At 54.2% G+C, this 11,355-nt stretch carries 14 protein-coding genes; 12 read left to right on the top strand and 2 right to left on the bottom strand.

The genetic code is table 11. From position 1 onward, the window contains the following. The first annotated feature begins 345 nt into the window (after positions 1–345). From C437_RS14820 to C437_RS14800, 6 genes are all read left to right on the top strand, one after another. On the top strand, positions 346–885 hold the full coding sequence (locus C437_RS14820) for a DUF7342 family protein (protein WP_004517799.1): 540 nt from the start codon (positions 346–348) through the stop codon (positions 883–885). 3 nt (positions 886–888) lie between these two features. Continuing rightward, the gene (locus tag C437_RS14815) at positions 889–1,347 is read left to right on the top strand and encodes a hypothetical protein (protein ID WP_004517798.1); all 459 of its coding nucleotides are present in this window, start codon (positions 889–891) and stop codon (positions 1,345–1,347) included. Further along, positions 1,344–2,609 carry a tyrosine-type recombinase/integrase gene (locus tag C437_RS14810; RefSeq protein ID WP_004517797.1) on the top strand — a complete coding sequence of 422 codons (1,266 nt, stop codon included), beginning with the start codon at positions 1,344–1,346 and terminating at the stop codon, positions 2,607–2,609. Before C437_RS14815 ends, C437_RS14810 begins: the two co-directional genes overlap by 4 nt. A gap of 53 nt (positions 2,610–2,662) precedes the next feature. Continuing rightward, the gene (locus C437_RS14805) at positions 2,663–3,253 is read left to right on the top strand and encodes a hypothetical protein (protein ID WP_139175327.1); all 591 of its coding nucleotides are present in this window, start codon (positions 2,663–2,665) and stop codon (positions 3,251–3,253) included. After that, entirely contained in the window at positions 3,226–3,384 is a 159-nt protein-coding gene (locus C437_RS20385) for a hypothetical protein (protein WP_160163019.1), read from the top strand. Before C437_RS14805 ends, C437_RS20385 begins: the two co-directional genes overlap by 28 nt. Before the next feature lie 104 nt (positions 3,385–3,488). After that, entirely contained in the window at positions 3,489–4,241 is a 753-nt protein-coding gene (locus tag C437_RS14800; protein ID WP_004517795.1) for a hypothetical protein, read from the top strand. Positions 4,242–4,306: 65 nt separating this feature from the next. Here the strand turns inward: C437_RS14800 and C437_RS19960 are convergent, their stop codons facing one another. Beyond that, positions 4,307–5,539: an AlbA family DNA-binding domain-containing protein gene (locus C437_RS19960; RefSeq protein ID WP_004517794.1), complete on the bottom strand. Its 1,233-nt coding sequence runs from the start codon at positions 5,537–5,539 to the stop codon at positions 4,307–4,309. A gap of 166 nt (positions 5,540–5,705) precedes the next feature. On the opposite strand from C437_RS19960, the gene C437_RS19955 reads away from it, so the two are divergent. Continuing rightward, positions 5,706–6,542, top strand: coding sequence for a homing endonuclease associated repeat-containing protein (locus C437_RS19955; RefSeq protein ID WP_004517793.1), 837 nt, complete (start codon positions 5,706–5,708; stop codon positions 6,540–6,542). Positions 6,543–6,640: 98 nt separating this feature from the next. Then, entirely contained in the window at positions 6,641–7,861 is a 1,221-nt protein-coding gene (locus tag C437_RS14785; protein ID WP_004517792.1) for a competence protein CoiA, read from the top strand. A 52-nt stretch (positions 7,862–7,913) separates the two neighbouring features. Here C437_RS14785 and C437_RS14780 read toward each other — a convergent pair whose 3' ends face one another. Further along, positions 7,914–8,645, bottom strand: a complete 732-nt coding sequence (locus C437_RS14780; protein ID WP_004517791.1) for a hypothetical protein — start codon at positions 8,643–8,645, stop codon at positions 7,914–7,916. A gap of 272 nt (positions 8,646–8,917) precedes the next feature. Between C437_RS14780 and C437_RS14770 the strand changes: the two genes are divergently transcribed. From C437_RS14770 to C437_RS14750, 4 genes are all read left to right on the top strand, one after another. Continuing rightward, positions 8,918–9,085, top strand: coding sequence for a hypothetical protein (locus C437_RS14770; protein ID WP_004517789.1), 168 nt, complete (start codon positions 8,918–8,920; stop codon positions 9,083–9,085). A 75-nt stretch (positions 9,086–9,160) separates the two neighbouring features. After that, a complete protein-coding gene (gene xseA / locus C437_RS14765; RefSeq protein WP_004517788.1) occupies positions 9,161–10,213 on the top strand; it encodes an exodeoxyribonuclease VII large subunit in 1,053 nt (350 codons plus the stop codon). A gap of 2 nt (positions 10,214–10,215) precedes the next feature. Then, the gene (gene xseB / locus C437_RS14760; RefSeq protein WP_049919836.1) at positions 10,216–10,398 is read left to right on the top strand and encodes an exodeoxyribonuclease VII small subunit; all 183 of its coding nucleotides are present in this window, start codon (positions 10,216–10,218) and stop codon (positions 10,396–10,398) included. A gap of 648 nt (positions 10,399–11,046) precedes the next feature. Further along, on the top strand, positions 11,047–11,331 hold the full coding sequence (locus tag C437_RS14750) for a hypothetical protein (protein WP_004517785.1): 285 nt from the start codon (positions 11,047–11,049) through the stop codon (positions 11,329–11,331). Positions 11,332–11,355: the final 24 nt, after the last annotated feature.

Here is an 11,355-nt window from a genome sequence, read left to right as displayed (position 1 = left end):
CCGAGACCGCCGGCTCAGATTTAGTATAGCGCCATACAGTTTATAATCACATATTCGAAGCTATTAGCACTGCTACCACCGGAATTCGGCACTTCAAGCGAATACTCGTCTGGACGTGATTACACGAATAATCACGACCACTTTGAAGTACCCCCGCGCTGTCGGTGAAGCACGAATGCTGGAACCGCCTCACGACGACGCTTTCCCCGGGTAGAGCTCCCAAGGTCGGGTTTCCATATTGCTTTTTAACCAGTCACTGTGCGTCGACGGAATGGTTGGAACCTTGACTTCGATATAGAACGAACCACCTCAACCTATATTAAGATAGGGTGCGAACTGTAGCGTATGACCGAAGACGAATCGAACTCGGAGAGCCTGATGGACCGTCAAACCACGGGTGAAGATCGCGTCCGAATGGTCGCCCGGCAGCTGTCGGAGCCGCGGACGGCAAACTGGATCGCATCTGAGGCGGACTGGTCACACGAACCCACCAAGCGCGTCCTCAAACGGCTCGTCGGCGACGGCATCCTCCACCGTGACGAAAGCGGCACCCACACCACGTACTATCCCGATTACCGGCGACAAGCGATGCAGGAGGCGATGCGCCTGCGGGATAGCGGCCACACTGTTGAGGAGCTTACGGACCGGCTCGCGGAGATGAAAGCACAAATCCGTGATTGGGAAGAGGAATTCGGCGTCGAGTCACCGAATCAGCTTCGCGGGACACTTGCCGACGAGACCCTCGACGCCGACGAGGAAGACCGGCGGCGTGAGATCGCTCGTGAGTGGGACCACCTCCAACGCCGCATCAAAATTGTCGGGTTCGCTATCCGCGAGTGGGACTTCCTTGCTCCGACGACAGAGCCCGCCGAGGCCGGTAGCTAACGGATGTCGGTCCCGCATCCCGGTGGTGACCCGAACGCGAATCTCTACGCCCAGCTGAAGCGGGACGTCCTCGACCGCGTCCCACAGATCACAGCCGTTGAGTACGTTCCTGACGATATCGAGGCCAAGCAGCTGCGAGCAATTTTCGATCCGGCTCGTCTTGACCCGCCGACCGGTTCTGACTCACCGGAACTGACCATCAAATGGTACCGGCAGGACCCCCACGATTGGTTTCGTATCAATTACACTGACCCGAACACGGGCTTTCACGCCGGCTGGCACCAGGACGAGGATCATCCCGACCTCGGACGGACCCATTTCCAGTACTCAGTCGACGATGAAGAGGACCGCTGGGGAATCACGTTCGAACACGAGACACCGTCCCTAATTCTCTGGGAAATCGTCGAAGATCTCCTCGAGGAAATTCGCTCCAACTATCAATTCGGGAACAAAGACCTATGACCTCCGAGAAGACGTCTGGAGAACGTACCGGGCGGTCGCTCGCAAGTTCGTTCGAGCGGTACCTCCAGGACAAGGGGAAAGGCCGCGGTGGTGACGGCGGGAACTACCGACGAAATGCAGCCCGCGAGCTTGAGCGATTCGCCGAGTGGGCCGCTGGCGACCGCGGTCGCGACGACTGGACCGGGATCGTCCCCGACGACGTCGACAGAGAGCCCACCTTCGAGGACCTCGATGAACGTGTCTTCCGTGAGTACGCTCGACATCTCGCCGGCGACCGGAGGCTCAAGCAGAATACTGTCCAAACCTACTACCGCTATATCTCTGCGTGGTGTGGTTGGTGCGTCAACGAGGGCTACCTCGAGGCACACTATGCGCAGCGGGCGAGTGCGATGGCGCCGCTGCCGGAGGACGACGGTCGCAAGCCTGGCGACCAGCAGGCGTGGACGTCTGAACAGCGTCACACGCTCACCCGCCACGTCGACGAACGGGCCCGCGACGCCGTCGAGGCGTACACGACACTCCCGGAGGATACTGACCCCCTCGACAAACAGCGAGCGCGCTACGCGGCACTAAAGGCGGCTCGTGACCGAGCTTTGGTGTTCGTCCTCGCCTATACAGCTGTCCGCGTTGGGGAACTCCTACGAGACCCAAACGATCCGCGTCGGCGCGGTGTCCGCTGGGAGGATCTCTCCCTCGAGGACGGGAGTATGGACGTCTACCGGAAGAAACAGCAGTGGGATGCCGCCAGTCTCCCTGATCCGGTGATCTCGCCACTGCGGAGCTACCGGAAGCTGATGGAACCACCGACGGAGCGGTGGCCCGTGTTTCCGACGTTCGACCAACGGACGCTCGCAGAGCTCGTGCAGGAGGAGCTCGCCGAACGAGGGGAGCGACCGGAAGCAATTGCTGAGCGCCGTGAGGAGTACACTCGAGACCTCTTGTTGGCGCTGGATGAAGATATCCAACCGCCGTCGATTACGACAGACGGCGCGCGGTCGATCCTTCAGCGCCTCTCCCAGGAGGCGGAGGTGGACATCGACCATCCGAAGCACGATTATCTTGCTCCACACGGTGGCCGTCGCGGGATGGGAGAGGTCCTCGTCAGAGCCTTCGGGTACACGGTCGCAGCTCGGTATCTCGACAACTCCGAAGAGATGGTTCGTGAGCGGTATTCGCATATCGAGGCGGGTGAATTAGGTGATGTCGCTACAGAGGCACTCAACGAGATTGATTCGCAAGCTGAGCTATCTACTGACGAGTGAGGGAGCTCTTCACATCCGCCGATATTGATAACCTTCCGTTCAAATTTTTCCCTATGACGACTGAGAAAACGGATTCGAGAAACACAGCTGCAGATTCTGATTCAGAGATTGGCTCAGATACCCCTGATTTGAATCCAAAAACACTCAAATTACTTCGAGATGATCTTCAGCGTACACACCAGGAATCGCTTACAAACGTTGGCGAACTATCGACTAAGGCCACCCGCATCATTCAGCTGAATGGGCTTGTTCTCACGATACTCGCTTCTGTTGCATCACAGATCACACTTTCTGAGTACCTGAATTTTGGGTCACTGATATCGGTATCTGCTTTCGTTTGTTCGATACTCCTCGCCGGTATTGCATTTCGGAATAAGCCCGTCAAAACAGGCCCACAAAAGTCCCTTGCAGAGGATACTATCGAGAAGAATTTCTCCGAGACCCAGTATCTCCTTCAGGTCACATATCGTGGATACGCCGAATGGATCGAGGAGGCTGACCAAGTCATCACCGAGCGAGCGAAATTCATTCAATGGGCGATCTATAGCTTCATTCTCGGCATTCTCGCTCTTCTCGCCGGAATTGTTTTGTCCCTGGATATCTGCAATTACAGTATATGCCAACCGATGATGAGCCTTCTTTGAATGCCGACGAAATCGTCGACGAAATTCTTCCGGATGATGTTGATGATCCGATGGCTGCAGTCGCACAGAAAAGCGACAGTCCAGACGAGAACACCGGGATCGACACGAAATTAGAGAAAACCGACGACTGACCCGGCCGTAGTACGCCGTTGATGCGAAGTCTGGATGTCCTTTATCACTCAGTTGGACTAGTTATTTTGCTGATCCCACAGAACTGTCTGAGAGATTCTAACAAATGAGCATCCCCGACTACGCCGAGCACTGGAAGCAATATTGGAAGAAACGGTATGAGGGTCGGGACTACAGAGACCTTCGGAAGGCTGCTCAATCACCAATAGACCGCTGGTTGACCGTAGATACCCGTCACCTCGCTAACAATGAGATCGAAATTGGGTTAGACCATCTCAGTAGCCACCCTGATGTTGCATTCGACGCTGCTCGTCAGGGTTTCACCGAGTTCGTATCGGAGGAAGAGATAGATAATGTAGCAGACACCGAGTACGATTTACTCCCGCTTCATATCGTCAATATCGATCGACGTAATTCGCATCTTTTCTCGTTTGAAGGGATGGTCTCTGATGCTAATACGGTCACCGAGATTTCATCGGTTCAGATTGAAGGAGAACCCACGGCTGAACTCCGAGCGATAGCTACGAGTTTCGCTTGTCCTGATGGCCATCACACACGTATTCGGCAACCGATATACGATGCCCGAACCCTCGAAGTCTGTGGTCACGACGACTGCTTGAATAACGTCTTTATCGACGAGACGCGTACTAAAGCCAGACGAGTCGTCGAATTTTCGGTATCGTATCACGAGGAAGAACTCAGGTGTGTCGCTACTGGCCGATACGCCGAGATGGATCACAAATTCGAGAATGTCGAAGCCGATTCCGACCTTTCGATGATTGGAATTCCTCGGCTGATCACATCTAATGATGGTTCTGTAACGCCTATTTATGAGGTGCTCCACGTCGAACCGACATAGCGTTGAGATGCCATCTCTGAGAGGTCGGCTTCGACTATTCTCAGCTTCCCTCTTCTCTTAGACTGTTACCTACCGGGCTCCCCATTTTGACCAACAGCTTGCCAGATAAAATCCATCAGCGCGTCGATCACGTTGGAATATGGCTCTTCCACGGAAGGGCGAACACCTGGTTCACTACTGAATGTTCGAGGGTCTGGGTCGGGCTCGTCGATTCCCTCAATCACTTGCTCGGGTAACTGAGCGACATCGCGGTCGAGAGCGTGGCGGCTTTCTCTCTTCCCCGAGCGACGTTGTACAGTATAGCCATTAGCACCGATTACAGTAAGAAATACCGCGAACGGTGGCCGAACATCTTGTCGGAGGAGAAACCTACAGAATCTTGGTAGAGTTGCCTCAAGAGAAGCTCGTAGCCCGCTCCCATCAATTGACGGTCGTTCGTGGGATCCAGTAGGCGACTGGAATAGCTCTGTGGCAACCGCCTCAATTGCCCCAGAGCGAAAAGTGAGTGTATATGCGGGTTGTTCGTCCGCAGGATCGAGAACACATGTCACAAGACCCTCGAGAGTATGACGTTCAATCTCTCCTTCCGGACGTGGGCCCAGCAGTCGTGGTGCACCTTTGTTAAGAACTGATGCTTGCTCGACGTTGATTTCTTCACCCGGCGTGAACGCGGTGAACGGTACGACGTGAAGTGTCAAGACGGGGCCTTCTTGTAATGGAACAGGAGTGTTCCGTGCCTGGATTTTAGCTATTCGATCAGATCGGAACTTCTGGGCTTGTTCGACTCGCTGCTCTGATTGACGGAATCGCCGTCGGAGTTCCCCAGTGTCCAGTCGTACCTTTCCACTTGGACTTCGCCCATAGAAACGATCGTTGAGGGCAACGCGATGAGGAGCACGCCAGCTCTGCTCGACTCGGACAACTACGACTGCTCGGTCCTCTTCGACAGGAATAGCATCTATATTGAACGCTGCTGTTGGCAGCGTTGGATCCGTCTGCCGGCGGAGCACACTGTTCCACTGTTCAAGTGCTTGGTCGATGCCTTTCTCAAGCGGGATACCAGCTACCTTCGAGGGTTTCCCATCTTCCTCCGGCAGTCCGACAACAAGGTCGCCTCCTCGCGCGTTAGCGAAGGAGGTTGCCTCTCCTACAAAAGTTGCTTTGTGATTGTTCGCGTCAGTAGATAGATCGAGGTACTCTTTATACTCGATTTCTTTTCCTTCCTGAATACCGAGATCAACAAGTTTCTGGAGATCAGATTTTGTTATTTCGGAAAGCGGTTTCTCGATGGCAGGCATGATACCTCAAAAACGGTCGTGTTGTACCATAAGTCTCGGTGAACGCTAAGATCTGAATCTAAAGGAAACTCTATGCTGGATGGTTTTCCATCCAGCCCGATTACCCGCAAAGGTTGAGTTCAATAACCAATATTTCTTTTTCGGACGGGTGTTCTGACAAGAACAGATGGATTGTCCTCAGTGTTCGAAGTCTTTCTCGAGTTCAGATGGACTGGTGACTCATCTGACGAACGCCCACGAAATCTCGCGAATCGAAGCTAGGAAGAGAGTTATTGAGACCTCCTCTCGTGACGCAGATCGGGACCAACATTCAACGAATTCGAGTAACGGGGAACAGTCACCCGAAACAGATCGTGAGGTGATGCTCAATCGATTTCAGCGTCAACATAACGCTCTTGGACGAATGCCGACGCCTCACGAATTAGATGAGATAGATGGATACAGTCGCGAAGATTATATTAATGAATTCGGCTCCGTGTACGGTACAGCTGTCTTCGCTGGGCTGACTGATCTTGAACCTGGAAGGTACGATCACGATGCGGATGGATCAAAACGATACAGCGAGTGGGATCTCATTAGTGAGCTCTGGCGAGTTTTTGAGTTGACAGGCAGAGCGTCGGTTCGAATGATGGATCACGCCGGCGAGTACAGTAGTCAAACCTACCAGTACCGATTTGGGAGCTGGTCGGAAGCGCTGAATAGAGCGAATATTGACGGTCCTGACCCGTCCATTACGGCAAGTCGTGACTCTCGGCAGAAACACTACGCAAGCGCAGAGTGGAAAGAACTCCGTACACAGGCACTAAAACGAGATGATTATGAGTGCCAATCGTGTGGAATTTCTGAAGAAGAGCATCAAGAGAAATTTGGTGTTGGATTGAACGTGCATCATTTGACTGATATTGCAGAATTTGAAGACCCGACCGATGCCGATGTTGTAGAGAACTTAGAGACACTTTGTGCAGAATGCCACGGAGAACACCATCCGTTCTCTGAAAAATAGAATTCTCGTTCTCATTTCATCTCGGCATATCCTCCTATGATCTGTAATCCGAAACAGCGGAACGTTCAAGCAATCCACGTATTTTGGTTCAGTTGACCGTGCCGTTCAGAGCACTCAACGACGGGAAGATTGTCACCCCCACACAGGTCGATGACCAGCAGCCCGTCGAATGTCCTGAGTGCCGAGGTATCCTTTATCCTCGCGACGGCGACCACCGTGCCCGCCACTTCTTTCACGCTGCCGACGACGCAGCTGAGTCCTGTTCAAAGGCGAGCCAGGGGGAATCAGATACCCACGCTCGCTGTACCGCACTGGCGGTCGCTACGCTGGCAGACCAATATCCGAATGCAGCACGTGTCGGGGCTGAAATCACAATCGACGCAACAGGGACGCCGACAACTCCCGAGACCCGACGGGCTGACGCCCTCGTCGAGTTTAATGAGGAAAACCCCTTCTTCGGAGGCGGCCTCATCATCGAGGTTCAACACAAGCACCACAGCAAGGACATCGAAGGGACCACCCACGATTACCTTTCAGCGGGGTACTCAGTCGCGTGGTTGGAGTCTGAGGACTTTGGTGACGAGCAGCTGGACTACCAGATCGTCGATGGCGTGTTCCAAGCCGACGACGGGCGTGCTTTCAGCATCCGTGAGTACGACCCGTGGGAGTTCGACACTCGTGTTGAAGCGAATCTCGACTGGGAGGAGAAATCTCGAGGCTGCCATTTCGTCGACGAATACGGGAGCCACAATTGGAGCCCAGTCCCAGGATATGCACATCCGGACGGGTACGAATACGAATACTGCTGGTGGTGCGGATCACGCCGGCGGTACGATCACGAACTCACCAGATTCGTGTACGACTACGAGGGGGTGCTCGCACCAGAGGTCGACATCGAAGTTCTTCGCGACGCTGTTATCCCCTATCCCGATGTTGCGGACGATTTTGACGACTGGAAGAACGGGGACTCGTTCGGTCGTGAACGGTCGTTTGAGGGCGCATTAGCAAACCGTACCGATGTCGCACCGTGTCGCGGACCACACGGCATTCACGAATGGACGAGAAAGGAAGTCATTAAGCGAAGGTACGATGATCGCGTCGACGTCGCGCTCTGGGAATGCCAGCACTGCCCTGTTCACCTTCTCACGAACCATACCGGGCAGGGAGAGACGGAGGCGACAATTCTGTTCGGAAAAGCTCCAAACCCGGATTGGGGATTGGACCACCTAAACGGAAATCCGCGAAAGTGTAACAACCGCTCTCACCACGAACAGGTGGACTGGGACTATTGCCCGGACTGCTTTCAGATAGATCCGTAGAGGCGGTAAAATCGAGAACTCCAAAACAGCCGAATGGACTCCAAAAAAGAACTCACGTAGGCTTCTCTACCTGGAGACTCATCGTAATCAGATGCTCTAAGGTCTGGATTGAGTAGACATCTGTAGAACTGGACTGCTCTATTGCCTCTGACATCGGTTCTGCTATAGTTTGTCCGCCTTCTCGTCCCATAATCAGGTTGTAGATGAGATTCAAAATCACCTTCGACATCTGCTTGCACACCTCACTATTCACATGGTAGAGATTCAACTCAGCGTCGTAATGTCGGTTCCCCAGCGACTCCGTTTGGAGTCTAAGGAAAAAGAAGCCCCATTGGTCCTGCTGTACAGCTTCCATGTCGTCTATTAGATCTTCAACCTCGGTATCCAGCTGTCCGAAAAGCCCCTCTTGCCAAAGCCACTCGATATCCGCGATTGTGACTGGTAGAACGCGAAACCCGTGCTTCAAATCATTCAGTAGCGGTCGGAATCCTCGCCAAAAATTGAGGGCGGCATTCGCAGCTGCGATATGTAGGTCGGGATCTTCAACGAAGTCTAATTCATTTGTTTCCTCGTCGTAGACTGCGGAACACCCCAAGAACTCTCGTGCGATCATCTCCTGGTCTGTTGCATCTATTTCATCGATGACCTGCTCAAACTCAATTAGATCTTCCGGCTCCTCCGCTAAGCGGCTAACGGAAACCATTTCGCCGTCATCAATCTCAACTGTAAGCTCATCAAGGACACTGGTGATATCCCGTGTATAGGTATCCTCTTTCACCATCATCTAGGGCTGCTCTGGGTTCCGAGCATTCACTGCGAATAAGTGGGCATATAGGTCGGATAATTGAGCTAGAATATAGAGCGAGTCCACCCCGTCGTAGCGATTGTAGGGGTTTAGTTTCTTGATTCGGTTATCCCAGTAGCCAAATGCGAAATTGCGACGCCATAAGTCTGCCAACGGGTTCTCTAAATCGAGTTCTTCCATACTAATCCTCCGAGAGCTACGAGATACAAAGAATGACTGTTTATATAGTAGCTGGTGAATCTTATGACGGAATGTCTGACCTAATCGTCAAAGCAGCCGTGAAGGATGCACTGTCGGAGAACAACGTTTCGGCCGATTTCTACAACGCCCTCAACGAAGAGGTCGCCGAACTGCTCGACGACGCCGCAGAGCGTGCCGAGGCCAACGACCGGAAGACGGTCCAGCCCCGCGATCTGTAAGCCCGCGTAACGCAGCTATCCCCATCACTCAAACGTACCTTTTTGACGTTCTTGTTCATTAGTTAGTAGACGTGTATGGCGGAGGCACCGGATACTGAGCGGCAGGCAGCCGACACCGACGCGGGAGAGGTGCTCAGCGTATCACAGCTGAACGACCGGATTGCGTCGGTGGTCGAGGACGCGCCTGCTCTCGACGGTGTCCGCTGTGTTGGCGAGGTCACGGATCTCCATCAGAACAGTACGGCTCTCTATTTTACCCTCACCGACGGCGACGCCGAGCTGCCCTGTATGATCTGGGCGAACCGCTATCGGAATATGGATGCCGACCTCGAAGATGGGACCGAGGTTATCCTCGAAGGTGATATCGACTACTGGACTGAAGGTGGGAAAATCGACCTCAAGCCGTGGGAGGTAATTGTCGTCGGCGACGGCGACCAAGCAGCTGCTGTCGAGCGACTGCAGAGCGAACTCGAAGAGCGTGGCTGGTTCGACGACGAGCAGAAACAGCGCCCGCCGGCGTTCCCGGAACGGGTCGGTGTCGTCACCTCTCTTCGAGGAGATGCTCGGTACGACATCCAGAGCGCGATCCACGAGCAGGACCCCACCGTCGATATCCTGGTGAAGGATGCGACCGTCCAAGGGTCGGAGGCACCGACGTCCATCGCGAACGGCATTCACCATCTGGACCGGTCGGAGGACGTCGACTCGATTATCGTCGGACGGGGCGGAGGGAGCGATTCGAACCTCCAAGCGTTCAACACTGAGCGAGTCGCAGAGGCGATCTTCACCGCGAACACGCCGATCGTCACGGCAATCGGCCATACTGACGACCGGTTGATCGCAGACCGGGTGGCGGATATGGCCGCGATCACCCCGACGGCCGCCGGCGAGTATATTGTGAAGTCGCGGAATGACTTCCTTGCCAGCGAAATTGACCCGCTAGAGCAGCAGCTTGACACCGCCTACGAGACCTTCGAACAGGAGCACGAGCACGAACAGGAGCTGGCTGAAGCCGTTGAGGAGGCGACTGCTCCCGAGGGGCTCCCACCGGTCTACTACAAGGCCGCAATCGTAGTGCTCGTTCTGCTGTTGTTGCTCATCACCGCACTCTGGCTGGGGGTGATCTAAGGATGGCAAAGGATTCCGACATCCGCCGGCGTATGGATCGCGTCGAGGAGATCATCGAGCAGCTCGATGCAGACGAGGTACCGCTAGAGGATGGCCATGATCTATACGATGAAGGTCAGGAATTGCTGTCCGAGATCCGAGAACGGCTCCAGGACGGAGACGGCGAAGTCATCGAGATCGAGTAACTGACCTCTCAGTCGACGTGAGCCATCATCTTAACCAACATAACGCTGGATACATCCCATCTTATTGGTTAAGTCGTTGCCAGTTCAAGTCCAGCCTTCAGGCTTAATTACGACCTCCGTCCATTTTGTGCTGTGTAGGACTGAGCCACGATGCTCCACGAGACAGTGCTGATATTTGGTGTCTATCTGGTAGCCTGCGGCATCGCGTGGATTCTCCACGAATCGGCCCATTACGTAGTCCATAGCTTCTACGCGGAATCAGTCTCGTTTGGTGTGAATCGCCGTGGACCGTACGTCGACGCTGTCTACGAACGCGATGCGCCCAGGTTTGCGATTCGGATTGGGTCCGTCGCCCCGACCCTTCTCTATACCCCATTTGTCGTACTCGGTATTGCTGGCTATCTCTCGCTGTATGCACTTCCTCAGCTGGATCCGGTTGGGTGGTCGTTAGTGGCAGTTCCCCTCATAATTTTGATTTTCCCGACTGGTTCCGATATCCAATCTTTTCTCGAAGCGGCTTAGCAACACTTCTTGACGCATATCTGGTTCGCGTCAGACAACCACTTCATTAGTTACATAATCTGAATTGAAGAAATACGTTGGCCGTCAATATTTAGTAGATATGGCGCAAGTATGTGAAAATGTATCATGTCACAAGCGAGTCCCCGCAGTAACCACCCCGAAGCTGATGCGGACGAGCGGCCCTCCGTGTCAGTTGAGGTATGGCTCGAGGCGGTCAGTAGAGAACTGGATCCCGCCGAGTGCGAGGACCTCTCCGAACTCGGCATCTACTCGATCCACGAACACAGCAGCGCCCGTACGATCACCCTTCCTGAGGATGCAGACGAGTTCGACGACGCAACGACGGTAAAGCAGTACTATTTCGAGGGCGAGGATTGCCCGCTGCTCATCGTTGCCCCGCTGAAGGTCTAGTGTTGCCTCTCCACCTGCGGCCGG

Source organism: Haloarcula vallismortis ATCC 29715 (genome assembly GCF_000337775.1).
GTDB lineage: Archaea > Halobacteriota > Halobacteria > Halobacteriales > Haloarculaceae > Haloarcula > Haloarcula vallismortis.
The sequence above is the reverse complement of the archived record's forward strand: the minus strand, read 5'-3'. Positions and strand labels throughout refer to the sequence as shown.